General features: G+C 72.1%; 11 protein-coding genes and 3 pseudogenes. 7 read left to right on the forward strand and 7 right to left on the reverse strand.

Going from position 1 to position 17,793, the window contains the following annotated elements; genetic code table 11:
- Positions 1-18: 18 nt before the first annotated feature.
- Positions 19-1,074, reverse strand: coding sequence for a FecCD family ABC transporter permease (locus ACFVHO_RS26280; protein ID WP_385719327.1), 1,056 nt, complete (start codon positions 1,072-1,074; stop codon positions 19-21).
- A gap of 239 nt (positions 1,075-1,313) precedes the next feature.
- On the opposite strand from ACFVHO_RS26280, the gene ACFVHO_RS26285 reads away from it, so the two are divergent.
- Positions 1,314-2,261, forward strand: a complete 948-nt coding sequence (locus tag ACFVHO_RS26285; protein ID WP_385719329.1) for a methionyl-tRNA formyltransferase — start codon at positions 1,314-1,316, stop codon at positions 2,259-2,261.
- A gap of 69 nt (positions 2,262-2,330) precedes the next feature.
- Here ACFVHO_RS26285 and ACFVHO_RS26290 read toward each other — a convergent pair.
- The 3 genes and pseudogenes from ACFVHO_RS26290 to ACFVHO_RS26300 form a co-directional block, all read right to left on the reverse strand.
- Positions 2,331-3,848: pseudogene (locus ACFVHO_RS26290) on the reverse strand (hybrid sensor histidine kinase/response regulator); the annotation flags it as partial.
- Between the two features lie 192 nt (positions 3,849-4,040).
- Positions 4,041-5,819, reverse strand: a pseudogene (locus ACFVHO_RS26295) (AAA family ATPase); the annotation flags it as partial.
- Positions 5,820-5,823: 4 nt separating this feature from the next.
- Positions 5,824-6,126: a CU044_2847 family protein gene (locus ACFVHO_RS26300; protein ID WP_385719332.1), complete on the reverse strand. Its 303-nt coding sequence runs from the start codon at positions 6,124-6,126 to the stop codon at positions 5,824-5,826.
- 490 nt (positions 6,127-6,616) lie between these two features.
- Here ACFVHO_RS26300 and aceB point away from each other — a divergent pair, with 490 nt between their 5' ends.
- Both aceB and ACFVHO_RS26310 read left to right on the forward strand, forming a co-directional pair.
- Complete coding sequence (aceB, locus tag ACFVHO_RS26305; protein WP_385719335.1) at positions 6,617-8,374, forward strand: malate synthase A; 1,758 nt, start codon at positions 6,617-6,619, stop codon at positions 8,372-8,374.
- A pseudogene (locus ACFVHO_RS26310) lies at positions 8,371-8,872 on the forward strand (3-hydroxyacyl-CoA dehydrogenase NAD-binding domain-containing protein); the annotation flags it as partial. The gene aceB and the pseudogene ACFVHO_RS26310, both read left to right, overlap by 4 nt.
- Here ACFVHO_RS26310 and ACFVHO_RS26315 read toward each other — a convergent pair.
- The 3 genes from ACFVHO_RS26315 to ACFVHO_RS26325 all read right to left on the reverse strand — a co-directional run bounded on the left by ACFVHO_RS26315 (position 8,840) and on the right by ACFVHO_RS26325 (position 11,482).
- A complete protein-coding gene (locus ACFVHO_RS26315) occupies positions 8,840-9,898 on the reverse strand; it encodes an NAD(P)/FAD-dependent oxidoreductase (RefSeq protein ID WP_385719338.1) in 1,059 nt (352 codons plus the stop codon). The pseudogene ACFVHO_RS26310 and the gene ACFVHO_RS26315 overlap by 33 nt on opposite strands.
- Positions 9,898-10,221: a 2Fe-2S iron-sulfur cluster-binding protein gene (locus tag ACFVHO_RS26320; RefSeq protein WP_385719341.1), complete on the reverse strand. Its 324-nt coding sequence runs from the start codon at positions 10,219-10,221 to the stop codon at positions 9,898-9,900. Before ACFVHO_RS26320 ends, ACFVHO_RS26315 begins: the two co-directional genes overlap by 1 nt.
- A gap of 331 nt (positions 10,222-10,552) precedes the next feature.
- Positions 10,553-11,482 carry a LysR family transcriptional regulator gene (locus tag ACFVHO_RS26325; protein WP_385719344.1) on the reverse strand — a complete coding sequence of 310 codons (930 nt, stop codon included), beginning with the start codon at positions 11,480-11,482 and terminating at the stop codon, positions 10,553-10,555.
- 217 nt (positions 11,483-11,699) lie between these two features.
- Between ACFVHO_RS26325 and ACFVHO_RS26330 the strand changes: the two genes are divergently transcribed.
- The 4 genes from ACFVHO_RS26330 (at position 11,700) to cydC (ending at position 17,767) form a co-directional block, all read left to right on the forward strand.
- A complete protein-coding gene (locus ACFVHO_RS26330) occupies positions 11,700-12,974 on the forward strand; it encodes a cytochrome ubiquinol oxidase subunit I (protein WP_385719346.1) in 1,275 nt (424 codons plus the stop codon).
- Between the two features lie 78 nt (positions 12,975-13,052).
- Positions 13,053-14,099, forward strand: coding sequence for a cytochrome d ubiquinol oxidase subunit II (gene cydB, locus ACFVHO_RS26335; protein WP_385719349.1), 1,047 nt, complete (start codon positions 13,053-13,055; stop codon positions 14,097-14,099).
- Between the two features lie 30 nt (positions 14,100-14,129).
- Positions 14,130-15,881 carry a thiol reductant ABC exporter subunit CydD gene (cydD, locus tag ACFVHO_RS26340; RefSeq protein WP_385719352.1) on the forward strand — a complete coding sequence of 584 codons (1,752 nt, stop codon included), beginning with the start codon at positions 14,130-14,132 and terminating at the stop codon, positions 15,879-15,881.
- Positions 15,878-17,767, forward strand: coding sequence for a thiol reductant ABC exporter subunit CydC (gene cydC / locus ACFVHO_RS26345; RefSeq protein ID WP_385719354.1), 1,890 nt, complete (start codon positions 15,878-15,880; stop codon positions 17,765-17,767). The genes cydD and cydC overlap by 4 nt, the downstream gene beginning before the upstream one ends.
- Positions 17,768-17,793 lie beyond the last annotated feature (26 nt).

Consider the following 17,793-nt stretch of genomic DNA (forward strand, 5'->3'; position numbering starts at 1 on the left):
CGCGTCGCCCTGTCCGGTTCATGCGCTCTTGAACTTTCCGCGCCACACCAGGACGGCGAAGAACGGGGCCCCGAGCAGCGCGACCACGACCCCCGCCTCCAGCTCGCCCGGCCGCACCACCAAACGCCCCACGATGTCGCAGAACAGCAGGACGACGGCGCCGAGCAGACCCGCGTACGGCACCAGCCAGCGGTAGTCGGGCCCGGTCAGATAGCGGGCCACGTGGGCCACCATCAGGCCGAGGAACGCGATGGGGCCGCACGCCGCCGTCGCCGCGCCCGCGAGCAGCGTGATGGCGGTGATGCCGATGGTGCGGCTCAGGGCGATGTTCACGCCGAGGCCGCGCGCCACGTCGTCGCCGAGGTTCAGCAGGTTGAGGGCGGGCAGCGTGATCAGCGCGAGGACCAGGCCGACGCCGACGAACGCGGTGATCGGCCAGATGACGTCGAAGTCGACTCCGGCCACGGAGCCCGCGTTCCAGAACCGCAGGGCGTTGAGGGACTCGCGGTCCGACAGGGCGACCGCCGTCGTCATGGCCGCGAGGAACACCGTGATCCCCTGCCCGGCGAGGGCGAGCGTCAGCGGGTTTCCGGCCCCACGGCCGATGCTCGCGAGCCCGAACACGACGACTCCGGCGACCGCCGCGCCCAGGAAGCCGAACCAGACGTACTGGAACGGGCTGGAGAGCCCGAACACGGCGATCACGGACACCACGGCGAACGAGGCGCCGGCGTTCACGCCCAACAGGCCCGTGTCGGCGATGGGGTTGCGTGTGTAGCCCTGGATGAGCGCCCCGCCGACGCCGAGGGCGATGCCCGCCACGATCGCGAGGGTCGTCCGGGGCACCCGCACGGTCTCCACGATGAGGCGGATCTCGTTGAGCCGCCGGTCGGACTCCGGTCCCGCGAACAGTCCGTGCCACACCTCGGCGGGCGACAGCGCGCGCGCACCGACGGCCAGGGACACGGCCGCCATGACCACGAGGAGCAGCGCCAGGATGCCCAGACCCACGACCCGCCGTCGACGGGCGTCCACCACCCCGGCCGCGGGGCGCTCAACTGCAGTCGTGCTCATGTCGAAGTACGTTATCCCTCTGATCATCCAGGGACGCGGGCACCCTGCGGGCACGCCGACGAACGGTGCGTCATGGAGTTTAGGTGAGCCTAAGCTGAACGCGCGCACGTGTCGACAGGACAAATCGGATCACTCGGTACGGGCTTCCTGTCAACGGGGGTTACGCGAGCGCACATTGAAAACTAAGGTAAGCCTTGCTTTACTGGCGCAGGTCAACCCCTGCCCTGAGGAGGAACCCCATGCGGGTCGTCATGTTCGGCTATCAGACCTGGGGGCACCGTACGCTCCAGGCCCTTCTCGATTCCGAGCACGACGTGGTCCTCGTCGTGACGCATCCCAAGAGCGAGCACGCGTACGAGAAGATCTGGAGCGACTCGGTCGCCGACCTCGCCGAGGCACACGGCATCCCCGTCCTGCTGCGCAACCGCCCCGACGACGAGGAGCTGTTCGCGCGCCTGGAGGAGGCCGCGCCGGACATCATCGTCGCCAACAACTGGCGCACCTGGATCCCGCCGCGCATCTTCGGTCTGCCCCGCCACGGCACCCTGAACATCCATGACTCGCTGCTGCCGAAGTACGCCGGGTTCTCCCCGCTGATCTGGGCGCTCATCAACGGCGAGCCCGAAGTGGGCGTCACCGCGCACATGATGAACGACGAGCTCGACGCCGGTGACGTCGTCCGCCAGGAGGCGGTCCCGGTCGGCCCGACGGACACCGCAACCGACCTCTTCCACAAGACGGTCGACCTCATCGCCCCGGTCACCGTCGGCGCCCTCGACCTGATCGCCGCCGGCCAGACGGAGTTCACCCCGCAGGACCGCTCCCAGGCGAGCTTCTTCCACAAGCGCTCGCTCGAGGACAGCCGCATCGACTGGACCTGGCCCGCGGCGGACCTCGAGCGCCTGGTCCGCGCCCAGTCCGAGCCGTACCCCAGCGCGTACACCTTCCACAAGGGCAAGCGCCTGGAGATCCTCGCGGCGGTCGTCTCCGAGGGCAAGTACGGCGGCACACCCGGCCGCATCTTCTACCGCGAGGGCGAGGGCGTGGCGATCGTCGCCGGAGCCGACGCCCGCACCGGCCGCAACCACGGCCTGGCCATCACGCGTGTACGCACCGAGGACGGCAGGGAGTTGGCGGCGACGGACTACTTCACGTCGATGGGCGGGTATCTGACCACGCGTCCCTGAGGTGTCGGCCTTCGTGTCCGGTGGGTGCGGCAGTCGCCCGGCGCCCATCGGACACGACCGCCCGCCAGGTCAACTCCCTTGGCTGCCCTGGCGCTTTTGGCCCACCCAACGCCCCATCAGGGTCAGCAGGTGCTCGACGTCGACCGGCTTGGTCACGTAGTCCGACGCGCCTGCCGCGATGGCCATCTCGCGGTCGCCCTTCATCGCCTTGGCGGTGAGCGCGATGATCGGCAGCCGCGCGTGCTGCGGCATCTTGCGGATCACCGACATGATCGCGTAGCCGTCCATCTCCGGAATCATGATCTCCATGAGGACGACCGCGACATCGGGATGCTGGCCGAGCACGTCGAGGCATTCCTGGCCGTTCTCCGCGTACAGGACCGAGAGGCCGTGCCGTTCCAGGCTCACCGTCAGCGCGAAGACGTTTCGGATGTCGTCGTCGACGATCAGCACCTTCTCGCCATGGAACCCGGCCTCCGCGTCGGAGCCGGTCGCCATGGGATCGCCCTCGATGCCGCGCGACTGCGTCGAGGGCTGACCGGCGACCTCGACCGGCGCCTCGGGGAGCGCGAGCCGGTAGTGCGTGTCGTACCTGGGCGCCCCTTCCACGTATGTGTTGAGCGGCAGGTACAGGGTGAAGGTGGAGCCGCGGCCCGGTTCGCTCACCGCGTGGATCTCACCGCCGAGGAGCCGTGCGATCTCCCGGCTGATCGACAGGCCGAGACCCGTCCCGCCGTACTTGCGGCTGGTCGTGCCGTCGGCCTGCTTGAAAGCCTCGAAGATCACCCGCATCTTTCCGGGCGCGATACCGATGCCGGTGTCAGTCACAGAGAAGGCGATCAGGTCGGCGTCCCAGCCGTGCAGCGAACCGGCCTCGACGAGCTGCTCCCTGATCGTGTCGGGCACGTCGGTGGTGCCGGGTCGGATGACCAGCTTGACCTCTCCGGCGTGGGTGAACTTCACCGCGTTTGACAGGAGGTTGCGCAGCACCTGCAACACCCGGCTCTCGTCGGTGCTCAGTGACGGCGGCAGCCCCGGCGTCACCTCCACTCCGAAGTGAAGCTTCTTCTCGGAAGCGAGCGGGCCGAAGGTGGCGGCCACGTAGTCGACGAGCTGGTCGAGGAGGATCAGGGTGGGGCTGACGTCCATCTTGCCCGCCTCGACCTGCGACAGGTCGAGGATGTCGTTGATCAGCTGGAGCAGGTCCGCGCCCGCGCCGTGAATGGTCTCGGCGAATTCCACCTGCCGGGGCGTGAGGTTGCCCTCCCCGTTGTCGGCGAGCAGCTTGGCGAGGATCAGCAAGGAGTTGAGCGGCGTGCGTAGTTCGTACGACATGTTGCCCAGGAACTCCGACTTGTAGCGCATCGACAGCGCGAGCTGTTCGGCGCGTTCCTCCAGGACCTGCCGGGCCTCCTCGATCTCGGTGTTCTTGACCTCGATGGCGCGATTCTGGTCCGCGAGCAGCTGGGCCTTGTGCTCCAGTTCGGTGTTGGAGCTCCGGAGCGCCTGCTGGGAGGCCTCCAACTCGGACGAACGCTGCTGGAGTTGCGCGGCCAGCTCCTGCGAGGCGCTCAGCATCCGCTCCGTCCGCTGCTGCGCGTTGATCTCCTCGCGGCTGCGCTCGATGAGGCCGACGACCGCCTCGGGAATGTCCGCGGCGCGCTCCCCCAGCCAGCGGTCCGCCTCCGAAAGGCGGGCCGCGGACAGCAGGTCGGCCTCCGTGGCGCGCTCCTCGACCACGGCGAGCCACTGCTGGAAGTCGGCGTCCTCCTCCACCCAGGTGGCGAGCCTCGCCCACTCCCGGATCAGGGCCTCGTGCGCGATCTCCGCGGTGTCGGGGCCGCCGGTGCCGAGGACCACGAGGCGCTGCTCTGGGTCGGCGAGGAGCTGTGCGATGTACCAGTCCTTGGCCAGGTGCGTGCGGTGGGCGGTGACGCGGACGGCGCTGGTGGCTCCGCCGCGGGCGCGGACCATGGACAGCAGGACGCGGCGGATGCGGGCTTCGCCGAGCTGTTGGGCCAAGAGGCGGTAGACCTTCTCCGCGTGCTGGTTGAGGGCGCCGGAGACGCCGCCGAGGCCCTGATAGCTGTCGAAGCTGAGGCGCCGGTCGTGCTGGAGGGACCACAGCTCGGTCAGGGTGAACTCCAGGAGCGGCAGGCTGCCCGCGGCCCTGCTCGCCTCGGCGGCGATGGCCTCGGCGAGGCCCGGGGTGAAGGTGACGCCCGCGACCTCGGCCGGTTCGACGATCACGCGGATGAGGGCCGCCTCGTCCAGCGGGGACACGTTCAGCTGCCGGTCCTGGAGGCGGGGTCCGATGTCCGGGAGTTCGAGCAGGTCGGGCAGGAAGTCGGCGCGCAGGGTCGCCACGAGCCGGACGCCGGGGTCCTGTGCGACGTCCGGCGGGGGCAGCAGCCGCTGGAGGAACTCCAGTTGCTCGGCCCGGTCGGCGCTGCCGCTCAGGACCTCCTCGAACTGGTCGGCGATCAGCGCGAGGCGGCGGCCGGTGAGGACGCGCAACCGCGAGGCGACCGCCCAGAACCCTTCCTCCCGCAGGGCGCGGGCCCGGTGTTCCAGCTCTTCCAGGCTGTGGGTCCGCTGCGGGTGCTCCAGTTCCAGGAGGGCGCGGGCCACGGCGTCATAGGGGGACATCCCCGGGCGGAACGAGGCGATCGACCAGCCCGCCGCGGCCAGTTCGGGGTGGAGACCGGCCGCCACCAGGGACGACTTGCCCACGCCCGACGGTCCCGTGACCATCACCAGGGGCTGGGCCTTCACCATGATCCGGAGCCGTTCGACCTCGCGCTCCCGGCCCACGAACACGCCCGCCAGCGCGTCCTCGGCGCTGAACGCCTGCAGCCCCCGGTAGGGACACGGGGGCAGCACGCTGCGGCCGAGAGCGTCGGGCCAGGCCGCGGAGACCTCCGTGAGGGGCACGGCGTAGGCGTCGGGGGCGGCGCCGTCGCGGCTCGCCACGGCGAGCATGCCGACGACGGCGTCACCCCAGCGGTCGGTGACGATGACGGGCGAGCCGCTGTATCCGGGCTGTGTCCGCAGCGCGGACTCGCTGGCCGTGTCGAGCTGGATGAGCCCGCCGCCGACCGCGCCCCGCAGGACGCAGGTGCTCCAGGCGCCGTTGGCCTTGCGGGGCGGGTTGCCGGGGTACCCGAAGGCCTTCACCTGGGCGTCGCCGAGGAGGCCCGTGCGGGCGTCGATGAGCCGGGCCGCGCCCGCGCTCACGGGCAGGGTGTCCCCGCCGACCAGGGCGAGTCCGGCGACGTCCCGGCCCAGGCGGCCGACGCCCGGCGGCGGGTCCCAGGAGCTGATCCGGCAGTGCCGCAGGGGCCCGCCCTCCGCGTCGCCGAGCAGCACGAACTCGACCTGGACGCGGGCGTCGCCCGGGGGCCGCTCCGCGCACGCCTTGTCCCGTCCGAGCGCCACATTGACCACATGGGCGCACGTCACGATCTCCTTGTCGCCGACGACGAATCCGACGCCGATGGGCGTCCCCGTCGCCGCGGCACGGATCTTGACGACGAATCCCTCGCGCTGCGCTCCCATGAAGTCAGGGGCGGTTCCACGTCAGCCGGACGGTGAAGTTCACTTCGGCGGTGCCCTTGGCGATGATCACGCCGGTCTCGCCGCCCATCTTCAGGCCGAACTCCAGCTCCGCCGCGTCCGGACCGAGCTCGCGCAGGGTGTCGGCGACGCGCGAGAGCGTCGGCTTGACCTGGTCGAGCGCCTCTTCGAGCGACACCCGTGCCCGTGCGACCACGCCGCCCCCGGCGGCCAGTTCGAGGTCCGTGGCGTCCGCGTCGACATCGACCTCGAACACGGCGGCCCCCGCACCGCCGTCATCGAGCCTCATGGTCAACTGCTGTGGCACAGCACATCCCCCCACTCAGGGCCTCACACCCGACTCACGTCCGCCGACGCCTCCCATCCTGGGTGACCACGCCCGGCCCCGCAGGCATATTCGGGGGATCCGCCGAACATCCTCCTCGCGCCCGGCCAACGGGTTTGCCCGGGCGTCGAGTTCGCCCGGACATCGAATACGCCCAGGCTCCGGTGGCCGTCCGGAGACCGGCCCGCGGTGCCGTCTTCGCAATCTTCGCAATCGGCCGACCGAAGATTCGCAGCAATTGGCAGCCGTCCAGCATTGATGGCACTCAGTGCCAGTGTCAGAGTCTCAGTGCGGCCCGCCGGACCTCGGCGGTGACGGTCGACTCCCCGTACGACAGGACCTCGGGCCGCACCACGAAGACACGCGATGCCATCTCGATCCGCGAGGGCACGGGGCATTCGCAGAGAAGACAACCGACTCGACGTTCCCTCCCTCTCCCCCTCAGGAGGACCCGATGTCCACCAGCGCCCCGACGCACCGCGTCCACGTCCTCGCCCCGCCCGGGCACCGTCACGACGAGATCCTCACCCCCGCCGCCCTGGACTTCGTCGGTCACCTCGCCGCGGCCTTCGGCGGCCGCCGCAAGGAACTCCTCAAGGAGCGCCGCCGCCAGGCCCTGCGCCTCGCCTCGGGTTCCCCGCTCGACTTCCCCGTGGCGACCTCCCCCGTGCGGGCCGACCCGACCTGGCGCGTGGCCCCGCCGGCGCCCGGCCTGACCGACCGCCGGGTGGAGATCACCGGCCCGCCCGACCGGCGCACGGCGGTCGACGCACTCAACTCCGGGGCCCGGGTCTGGATGGCCGACTTCGAGGACGCCACCTCCCCGACCTGGCAGAACATCGTCGGCGGCCAGCTCACCCTGCTCGACGCCATCGAGCGCCGCATCGACTTCACCACCGCCGACGGCAAGGAGTACCGGCTCGCCGACCGCGACCGGCTGGCCACGATCGTGGTCCGCCCGCGCGGCTGGCATCTCGTCGAGGAGCACCTGGAGTTCGACGGCGAGCCGGTGCCCGCCTCCCTCGTGGACTTCGGCCTGTACTTCTTCCACTGCGCGCGGCGCCAGATCGAGGCCGGGCACGGCCCGTACTTCTACCTGCCCAAGCTGGAGAACCGGTACGAGGCGCGGCTGTGGAACGACATCTTCGTCCTCGCCCAGGACCTGCTCGGCATCCCCCGGGGCACCGTGCGCGCCACCGTCCTCATCGAGACGGTCACCGCGGCCGTGGAGATGGAGGAGATCCTCCACGAGCTGCGCGAGCACAGCTCCGGCCTCAACGCCGGGCGCTGGGACTATCTGTTCAGCCTCATCAAGACCTTCGGTCACCGCACGGACTTCCTGCTGCCCGACCGCGTGAAGGTCACGATGACGGCGCCCTTCATGCGCGCGTACACCGACCTGCTCGTGCGGACCTGCCACCGCCGCGGCGCCCACGCCATCGGCTGCATGTCCGCGCAGATCCCGAGCAGGGATCCGGCGGCCGCCGAGGCCGCGCTCGCCACGGTCCGCCTGGACAAGGAACGGGAGGCCGAGGACGGCTTCGACGGCTCCTGGGTCGCCCACCCCGGTCTGGTGCCGGTGTGCGCGGAGGCGTTCGACGCCGTGCTCGACGACCGGCCGCACCAGCTCGACCGGACGCGGGACGACGTGGAGGTCACGGTGGCCGACCTGCTGTCCACGCGCCGCGTCGGCGGCCCGCCCACGCCCGACGGGGTGCGCACGAACATCGCGGTGGCCGTCCGGTACTTCGCGGCCTGGCTGCGGGGTGAGGGGGCCGTCGCCCTGGACGGGCTGGTGGAGGACGCGGCGACCGCCGAGATCGCGCGGGTGCAGATCTGGCAGTGGCTCAGGCACCGGGTGCTCGACCGCGAGACGGTGCTGCGGCTGCTCGACCACGAGATCGACACGCTCGGCGCCGCCTACCCGTGGGCGGACGTCGACGCGGTGCGCGCGCTCTTCGAACGCACCACGCTGTCCGTCGAGTTGCCGCAGTTCTTCACGCCGGAGGCGTACTCGCGCCACCTCGTCCGGCACGCTCAGCGGGCCACGGGGGTGCAGTCCGCGCACGCCGAGGCACGGACGAGGGGCACGGGGGCGCCGTCGGCGGGCACAGAGGCTCGGCCTACCGCAGCGGAGGCTCGGCCCACCGACGCAGAGGCCCGGCGCCGACACCCGGACCCGCAGCTCCAGCACGCCGGGGCGCGGTCATGACCGGGGCCATCCAGCGCGTCGGCGTGGTCGGCGGCGGTCAGATGGGGGCGGGCATCGCCGAGGTGTGCGCGCGGGCCGGGCTCGACACGGTGGTGTGCGAGGTCGACGCGGTGGCGGCGAAGGCGGCACGGGACCGGGTGACGCAGTCGTTCGACCGCGCGGTGCGCCGCGGCAAGCTGGCGGGGGCGGAAGCGGCGGACGCGCTCGCCCGCATGGTCTTCACCGGCAGCCTGGAGGACCTGGCCGACCGGCAGTTGGTCGTCGAGGCCGTCGTGGAGAACCCGGACGCGAAGACCGAGGTGTTCGCCGCCCTGGACAAGGTCGTCGAGGATCCCGGGGCGATCCTCGCGACCAACACGTCCTCCCTTCCCGTGATGCGCCTCGGCATGGCGACGGGCCGCGCGGACCGGGTCGTGGGCCTGCACTTCTTCAACCCCGTGCCGGTGCTGCCGCTGGTGGAGGTCGTCACGTCCCTGCACACGTCGGCGGAGACGGTGCGATCTGCACGGTCGTGCCGAACTGGTCGCTCCAGAACCAGGGCAGTTCCTCGTAGTGGGCGCGGGGCGCTCCCGTGAGCCGCTCGGCGACGAGCCGGGCGTGGCCGACGGCGTTCTGCACGGATTCGAGCCGCAGCCGCTTCCCGGAGCGCACCTGCGGGAACGCCGCGCAGTCGCCGATGGCCGAGATGCACGGATCGCCGGTCAGCAGGCGGGCGTCGACGGTGACGCCGTCGCCGACCGGGAGACCGGCCGCCTCGGCCAGTTCCGTGCGCGGCGTGACACCGACCCCGATCACGACCAGATCGGCGGGCAGACGTCGGCCGTCGGCCAGTTCGACGGATGCGACGTTTCCGTTCCGGTCGCCGCGCAGCGCCACGACCCGCTCACCGAAGAGGAGTCGGGTGCCCTCCCGGCGATGCAGACGCGTGAAGTGTTCCGCGGTCCGCGCCGAGAGGGCCCGGGCCAGCGGCCGGTCGAGCGCTTCGACGACGGTCACCGCGCGGCCCGACTCCCGTGCCGCGGCAGCGCATTCGAGCCCGAGGAACCCGGCTCCGACCACCACTGCGTACTGCGCGGCGGCGAGCGAGGCCCGCAACGCGGCGGCGTCCCGCGCGGTCCGCAGGGTATGGACGCCGCGCAGTCCGGCACCCGGCACGTCGAGGGTGCGCGGGCGGGCCCCGGTGGCCAGGACGAGATGGCCGTAGTCGTACCTCGATCCGTCGCCGAGGCGGACCGTGCGGGCGGCCGGGTCGATGCCCGTCACGGTGCCGCCGACCAGGTCGATCGACTGGCGTACGTAGTACGTCGCGGGCCGCAGCCACAGCTGTTCGTCGCCCTGGGCCTGCCCGGTGGCCTTGAGGTGGGCCTTGGACAGGGGCGGGCGCTCGTACGGGAGGGTGTCCTCGGCGCTGATGAGGGTGACGCGGCCCCGGTAGCCGCGTTCGCGCAGGGATGCGGCTGTCTGGTAGCCGCCCTGTCCGGCGCCCACGATGACGACGGAGGCGGGCTGTGCGTCGGCCGACATCACTTCTGCCGTTCGGGGAGGTGGACGATCAGGCCGTCCAGGGCGGGGGTCACGGTGAGCTGGCAGCTCAGGCGGCTGCCGGGTCGGCGCGGGCAGGCGGTGAAGTCGAGGAGGTCGTCCTCGGCGGGCCGGACCGGCTCCAGGCGGTCGAGGGTGGTGTCGTCCACGTAGACGTGGCAGGTGGCGCACTGCGCGTTGCCCGCGCACTGGGCGACTATGCCGTCGATGTCGTTGAAGACGGCGCCGCGCATGACGGTCGTGCCGGAGGGGACGTCGATGCGGCGCGTGGTGCCGTCGACGGCGACGTAGGTGATTTCGGGCATGACGGAACTCCTCGGTGGCATCCGGCGGCGCGCGAGGGCGCGCGGCGGCACGGATGCCGGTCATGTGTGAGTGGGACGCGCACGCGGAGGGCTGCGCGCGGAGCAGGGCAGCGGGGTGTGCGTGCGGCCGGAAGAGAAGGCGGGTGACACTGCCGATGGGCCGGTGGGGGACGCGTCACCCCTGCCGACTCACTGTCGCCCGGCGGGACACGCGACGTCCTGGACCAGGGCTGTGGCAGCGGGCTGGACAGTATCAGAGGAGTGCGCACCGGGCCAGGACGGAATCCTGCCCGCGACAGGCGCCAGGACGGAATCCTGTCCGCGTCAGACGCTAGGACGGACCGGGCGTGCGCCCGCGGCGCGGGTCGGGCAGGCGGTGGGTCATGAACGGCCTGCTGGTGACGAACTCACGGAACTTCAGGGCGGCTTCGGACAGATAGGCGTCGCGGTTGCGCACCAGGGTGAGCACCCGATGGCAGTCGGCGGCGTCCATGTGCACCCAGGCGACCGGGACGTGCGAGTCCGTACCGGCCTGACGGGAGATCGCCGGGATGAGGCCGATGCCGAGACCCGCGCTGATCATGTCCTGGCTGGCGCCCGGTTCGTCGCCCTCGCAGGACAGCGTCGGCGCGAGCCCTTCGGAGGCGAAGAGCCGGTCGAGGAGGGCGCGTTGCCAGTGGCCGACGCGGGTGGTCACGAAGGGTTCGTCGGCGATCTCGGGGATCGTCACGCTCTCGCGTCCGTCGAGCCAGTGGCCGCGCGGGACGGCGAGCAGGACTTCCTCGCGGGCGAGCTCGGTCGACTCCAGGTGTGCGCCGGTCAGCGGCTGTGAGGCCACGCAGAAGTCGACCTCTCCGGCGCGCAGTTGGCGTTCCATCTCCTGGGCCGTCGACTGGAAGAGCCGGACGTCGGCGCGCGGGTGCGCGGCCCGGAAGCTGCCGAGGACGTGCGTGATCGTCAGCAGGGTCTCGGAGGCGACGCTCACCCGGCCGAGCCCTGTGTCCCGGGCGTCGCGCAGGGCCCTGCGGCCGTCGTCGAGCTCGCTGAGGGCGCGGTCGACGTGGCGCAGGAACATCGCGCCGTACTGGTTGAGCCGGATGCGGCGCCCCTGCCGGTCGAAGAGCGGGCAGCCGAGCTCGGCCTCCAGGCGCGCGACGGTGCGGCTCAGGGAGGGCTGGGCGACGCGCAGCTCCTCGGCGGCGCGGCTGATGTGCTCGTACCGCGCCACCACCTGGAAGTAGCGCAACTGCAGAAGATCCACGGCCCACCTTCACTTATGCCTCTGCGGTCATCTTTACATGGCGAAACCGGTCTTGGAACGCATAAGCGATTCTCCCTACGGTCGCTCGTGGGGTCACCGCACGGGTGACGGGCAACGGCGCCCGGCACCCGCACACGCGAAGCGGCGGCCCCTCCCATGTCAGCCGCCCACCGGCCACTCGCCCACCCGTCCACCCGTCTCCCAGGAAGGTCGCATCATGAGCGCTGCGGAGCTGGCCCGACTCCAGTTCGCGGCCACGACCGGCATCCACTGGCTGTTCGTGATCCTCACCATGGGGCTCGTCCCCCTCGTGGCGATCATGCACACCCGGTCCGCGTTCACCCGTGATCCCGCCAAGAGAGCCGTCCGCGAGCGCATGACGCGCTTCTGGGGTCAGCTCTACGTCATCAACTACGCGGTCGGCATCGTCACCGGCCTCGTCATGGAGTTCCAGTTCGGACTCAGCTGGAGCGGCCTCAGCAAGTTCGCGGGCAATGTCTTCGGTGCCCCACTGGCCCTCGAAACCCTCATCGCCTTCTTCGCCGAGTCCACCTTCCTCGGCATGTGGATCTTCGGCTGGGGGCGGCTGCGCCGGGGCCCGCACATCACGCTGATCTGGCTGGTCGCCCTCACGGCGTACGCCTCCGGCTACTGGATCCTGATCGCCAACGGCTTCATGCAGCACCCCGTCGGGTACGAAGTACGCGACGGTGCCGCCTACTTGACCGACTTCGGGGCGCTGCTGACCAACTCCAGCGCCCTGGTCGCGCTCGGCCACATCGCACTCGCCGCCCTGACGACGGGGGGTGTCTTCGTCGCCGGGGTCAGCGCCTATCACTTCCTGCGCCGCACCGAGGAGACCGAGCTGTTCCGCGGCTCCCTGCGGCTCGGCCTCTGGGTGGCCGCGGTCTCCTCCTTCTTCGTCGTCATCGTCGGTGAACTCCAGCGGCCGGTGATCGAGCGGACCCAGCCCATGAAGGAAGCCGTCCTCCGGAACAGCGGCGTCGCCGAGGTGCAGGCGCGGCTCGTCAGGGAGCACGGACCGGGCGACTACGTGCCCTGGCAGGACACGATGCGGATCTCGATGGACGTGATGACCGTCATCGGCAACACCGTGTCGACCATCACCTTCCTCGCCGTCATCCTGCTGTGGAAGGACCGGCTGCTGCGCTGGCGTCCCTGCCTGTGGGTCCTCGTCGCGTCGGTCCCGTTCCCCTTCATCGCCTCCGCGGGCGGCTGGGTCGTCCGCGAGGTGGGCCGCCAACCCTGGCTGGTGTATGGCGAGTTGACGGTCGACGACGCGCTCTCCCACGTCAGTACGGTTTCGCTGGCCGTGTCCTGCTCCGTGTTCGTCGCCGTCTTCGTCGCGCTGGCCGTGACGAACTGGACCCTCATCACGCGCTTCGCCCGTCGCGGCCCGGACGCCACGCAGCTCGGCGCCACGGAACCGCTCCCCGCGGAGGCCGAACCCGTGGGCGCAGCCGTGGTCTGACTCCCCCCTCCATCCAGCACCTCCCTGTGTTCTGAAGCCTGTGTTCTGAAACCTGTGTTCTCAAGAAAGTTGAGCGAGATGAGTCTGGAGACGGCCTGGCTGGCCCTCCTCGGCCTGCTGCTCGCCGGGTACTTCGTACTCGGCGGATACGACTACGGCGTACAGATGCTGCATCCCCTCCTCGGCGGGAGAGAGTCCGGCGGGCCACAGGTCGGCGAGAGAAGCGGTCGAGAGGCCGACCGGAACGCCGCCCTCGACGCCATCGCGCCGTTCTTCCTCGGCAACGAGGTCTGGCTGGTCGCCTTCACCGGCGTCCTGTTCGGCGCCTTCCCGCACCTGGAGGGCACCCTCCTGTCCGGCCTCTACCCGCTGATCGTGGCGATCCTCGTCGGCCTGGTCCTCGGCAACGCCGCCATCCAGCTGCGCGGCCGCTCGCGCGGTGCCCGTGCCCGCCGCCGGTGGGACGCCCTGATCGTGTTCGGCGGCGCGCTGCCCGCGCTGTGCTGGGGGCTGGTCGTCGGCCTGCTGCTGCGCGGGGTGCCTCGGCGCGCGGACGGCAGCTTCCACATCGGCTTCGGCGACGTCTTCTCGCCGTTCGTGCTGGCCTGCGGGGTGACGACGACGCTGCTCTTCGCGGCGCACGGGGCGGCCTTCGTGGCACTGCGCTCCACCCCCGAACTAGCCACCAGGGCCAGGCACTTGGGTCTCGCTCTCCTGCGATGGGTCGGCCTCATGGGCGCCCTGCCCCTTTTGCTCACGCTCTTCGGCGCCGGGGCCTCGATGACGAACAAGGCGACCTCGACCGTCATCGCCGTCCTCTTCGCGGCGGCGCTCGCCGGGGCCTGGTGGTCGGTCTCCAGGGGGCAGCACGTCCGGGCGTTCGCGGCCACCTGCTGCGCGACCGCGCTGCCCGTACTGCTCGTGGGGGCCGGCCACTTTCCGTACGTCCTGATCAGCTCGGCGGGTGCGGGACTGACCGTCGATCAGGCCGTCACCGACGGCGCCACGCTGAGGATCCTCAGCGTGTTCGGCGTCCTGATCGTCCCGGTGATCCTCGCGTACCAGACCTGGAGCTGGTGGGCCTTCCGGGGCCGGACCGGCCGTCGCCACCCCAGCTACTTCTGAGCCCTGGAGCACGAGGAGAGGCACCCCGGCATGAAACCCGTCGAACGCCGCCTGATACGCGAACTCCCCCTGCTGCGGCGCCACATGAAGTACGCGACGACGACGGCCCTCCTCGGCGCCGCGCTCACCGTCGCCCAGGCGGTCCTCCTCGCGACGGTCCTCGCCGACGGTTTCGCCGGGCGCGGGCTCCACGCCGAGCCGCTGGCAGCGCTGGGCACCGTCATGGCGTTGCGCGCGCTGCTGACCTGGGCCCGCGGGACGCTCGCCCAGCGAGTGGCCGCAGACGTCAAGCGCACGCTGCGGGACCGGATCACCGGCCGACTGCGGCACGCCGACCCCCTGCGGCTCGCGGCCCGCCGCCACGGCGAGACCGCCACCCTGCTCACCCGCGGCCTGGACGCCCTGGACCCGTACGTCGTCGGCTACCTGCCCACGATGGCCGCCACCGCGGTGGTGCCCCTCACGGTCGTCGGCTGGCTGGCGTGGACCGACTGGACGTCGGCGCTGATCGTCGTCGTGACGCTGCCACTGATCCCCGTTTTCGGCGCGCTGGTCGGCATGCACACCGCGCGGCGCACCGCGCGGCAGTGGCGGTTGCTGGCGCGGCTCGGGGGTCACTTCCTGGACGTGCTTGCCGGGCTGCCGACGCTGCGCGCGTTCGGCCGGGAGCGGCATCAGGCACGGGTGGTGGACGAGATGGCGGACGCCCACCGGCGGGCCACCATGCGGACGCTGCGGGTGGCGTTCCTGTCGTCGTTCGTCCTGGAGACGGTCGCCACCCTCTCCGTGGCGCTGGTCGCCGTGCCGGTCGGACTGCGGCTGCTGCACGGTGAGTTGGACCTGCGTACGGCGTTGGTCGTCCTGTTCCTCGCGCCAGAGGCGTATCTGCCGCTGCGTGCCCTGGGTGCGGCCTTCCACGACAGCGCCGAGGGCGTCGCGGTCGCCGAGCGGGTCTTCGCCGTTCTCGACGACCAGGCCGACGCACCCACGGGGCGCACCGCCCGCACCCCCGACGCCCGCACGGCCCACCTGCGCCTCGACGACGTCACGGTCCACCACCCCGGCCGTGCCGCGCCCGCCCTGCGGCACGTCTGCCTCGCCGTCCGCCCCGGCGAACACGTGGCACTGGTGGGGCCGAGCGGCGCGGGCAAGTCCACGCTGCTCGCGCTGCTCCTCGGCTTCGTGACGCCCGCGTCGGGGCGGGTCGAGGTCGGCGGCATCGACCTCGGGGACCTCGACGCCGACGCGTGGCGCGCGCAGGTGGCGTGGGTGCCGCAGCGCCCGCACCTGTTCGCGGCCTCCGTCGCGGACAACATCCGCCTCGGGCGGCCCGGCGCGAGCGACGCGGAGGTGCGTGCCGCGGCCCGCGCCGCGTCGGCCGACGTGTTCATCGAGGAACTGGCGGAGGCGTACGACACCGTGCTCGGCGAACAAGGCGCCGGGCTCTCCGCCGGACAACGCCAACGCGTCGCCCTGGCCCGCGCGTTCCTCAAGGACGCCCCCGTCCTGCTCCTCGACGAGCCGACCGCCCACCTCGACCCGGAGAGCGAGGCCGCCGTCACGCGCGCCACGGTCGGCCTGATGCGCGGCCGCACCGCGGTCGTGGTCGCCCACCGCACGAGCCTGCTGCCCCACGCGGACCGGATCGTCACGGTACGAGGGGGCGCCCTCGGCCCGCCCCGAGCGACGTCCGGGCAGGTGGGCACATCGGCGTCCGGCGACATCCCCACACCCGTACCCGTCCCTCACCTCCCCTGCACAGAAAGGCCGATGGCCTTATGACCACCCGCACCGAGGCCACCGCCGCCGCGACACCCGGACCCGGCCGCGGCCCCGGACCCGGCCGCAGCCCCGGACCCGGCCGCGGCCCCGGACCCGGCCGCGGCGCCGGACCAGGACCCGGCGCCGGCCCCGGGCTCACCCCCAGCCCCGCACCCGTGTCCACGCCATCGACGCCATCCGCACCCGCCCATGACCCCCACCCCACCCTCCGCCTCCTGCGCCACCTCCTCCCCTACTGGCGCAGGCTGCTGCCCGCCGCGTTCGCCGCCGCCGGGAGCGATCTCGCCGCCGCCGCGCTGATGGGCACGGCAGCCTGGCTCATCACCCGGGCCGCCGAGCAGCCGCCGCTCGCCTCGGTCGCCCTCGCGATCGTCGCCGTACGGGCCCTGGCCCTGGGACGCGGGGCGCTGCGCTACACCGACCGGCTGCTCGGCCACGACGCGGTACTGCGGGCCGTCGCGGGATTCCGGACCCGGGTGTACGAGGCGCTGGTGCCGCTCGCACCTGCGGGCACCCCCGCGTTCCGGGGCGGCGACCTGCTGACCCGTCTCGTCGACGACGTGGGCGCCGCGCAGGACCTGCTCCTTCGGGTGCTGTTCCCGGCGGTGGCCGCGTGCGCGGTCTCGGTGACCGCCACCGGCCTGGCCGCGGTGCTGCTGCCGCAGGCAGGCGTCCTACTGGGAGTGCTCCTGGCCGTGGCGGGCGTCCTCGTACCCGCCCTGGTGCTTGCTCTCTCCCGCCACGCAGGTCACGCGGAGAAGCAGACGAGGGCCGAACTCGTCGCGCACTCCGTCGACTTGACGCGAGGAGCGGCGGACCTCGCCGCGTACGGCGCACGAGGCCGAGCGGAGGAGCGGGCCCGCAGCGCCTCCGCGCGCATCGCCGCACTCGAACGCCACCATGCGCTCACGACCTCGCTCGCCTCGGCCGTGATCCTTCTGCTCCAGGGCGGGGCGACGGTCGGCGTCACCTGGCTCGCGGTGCGTGCGCACGCGGACGGCGCGCTGCCCGCCACGCACCTCACCGTCCTCGCGGTCCTGGCGCTGGTCTCCTTCGACGCCCTGGCGCCACTGCCCACGGCGGCCCGCCACCTCGCCGCGGTACGGGTCTCGGCCCGCCGTCTTGCCGACCTCCTCGACACACCGCCGCCCGTCGCCGACCCGCCCGCCCCGGCCCCGCTCGCCGTCACCGAGCCGCCAGGGGTGGACGTCACCGGACTGCGGGTGCGGCACCGCCCCGGCGGCCCCCTCGCTCTGGACGGGGTGAGCCTCCGGCTGCCGCCCGGCCGCCGTGTCGTCCTGCTCGGCGCCAGCGGATCGGGGAAGTCGACGCTCATCGCGGCGCTCATGCGGTTCGTCCCGTACGAAGCCGGGTCCATCCGTGTCGGCGGGCGCGAACTGCGGGACTGCGCGGGCGCCGAGGCGCGCACCGTGATCACCGGCGTGACCCAGGACGCCCACGTCTTCCACACCACGATCCGTGCCAACCTGACATTGGCCCGCCCCGACGCCACGGACGCCGACCTCCTCGACGCGGCGCGCAGGGCCCGCATCCTGGACTGGATCGACTCACTGCCCGACCGCTGGGACACCCTCGTCGGCGGAGACGGCGCCACGATGTCCGGCGGCCAGCGCAGCCGCCTGCTCCTGGCCCGCGCACTGCTCGCCGACCCTCCCGTCCTCGTCCTCGACGAGCCCACGGAGGGCCTCGACCCGACCACGGCGACCGCCGTACTCGCCGACATCCTCGACGCCACCCGGGGCCGCACCACGCTCCTGATCACCCACGAACACTCGGGCCTCGCGGCGGCCGACGAGATCGTGACGCTGGACCGGGGGCGGGTCGTTCCTGTCGGACGTGCGGCCGTCAGCCAGGGCGCCGGGTAGGTCACCGGGCGCCCCCGCTGGTGTCC

This window comes from Streptomyces sp. NPDC127108, assembly GCF_042677545.1.
Taxonomy (GTDB): Bacteria; Actinomycetota; Actinomycetes; order Streptomycetales; family Streptomycetaceae; genus Streptomyces.

Excerpts from the sequence above, each read along its gene's own strand:
- aceB (WP_385719335.1), top strand. The coding sequence starts at position 6,617 with ATGTCCACCAGCGCCCCGACGCACCGCGTCCACGTCCTCGCCCCGCCC.
- ACFVHO_RS26320 (WP_385719341.1), bottom strand. The coding sequence starts at position 10,221 with ATGCCCGAAATCACCTACGTCGCCGTCGACGGCACCACGCGCCGCATC.
- ACFVHO_RS26300 (WP_385719332.1), bottom strand. The coding sequence starts at position 6,126 with ATGAGGCTCGATGACGGCGGTGCGGGGGCCGCCGTGTTCGAGGTCGAT.
- ACFVHO_RS26280 (WP_385719327.1), bottom strand. The coding sequence starts at position 1,074 with ATGAGCACGACTGCAGTTGAGCGCCCCGCGGCCGGGGTGGTGGACGCC.
- ACFVHO_RS26315 (WP_385719338.1), bottom strand. The coding sequence starts at position 9,898 with ATGTCGGCCGACGCACAGCCCGCCTCCGTCGTCATCGTGGGCGCCGGA.
- cydC (WP_385719354.1), top strand. The coding sequence starts at position 15,878 with ATGACCACCCGCACCGAGGCCACCGCCGCCGCGACACCCGGACCCGGC.
- ACFVHO_RS26285 (WP_385719329.1), top strand. The coding sequence starts at position 1,314 with ATGCGGGTCGTCATGTTCGGCTATCAGACCTGGGGGCACCGTACGCTC.
- ACFVHO_RS26330 (WP_385719346.1), top strand. The coding sequence starts at position 11,700 with ATGAGCGCTGCGGAGCTGGCCCGACTCCAGTTCGCGGCCACGACCGGC.
- cydB (WP_385719349.1), top strand. The coding sequence starts at position 13,053 with ATGAGTCTGGAGACGGCCTGGCTGGCCCTCCTCGGCCTGCTGCTCGCC.
- cydD (WP_385719352.1), top strand. The coding sequence starts at position 14,130 with ATGAAACCCGTCGAACGCCGCCTGATACGCGAACTCCCCCTGCTGCGG.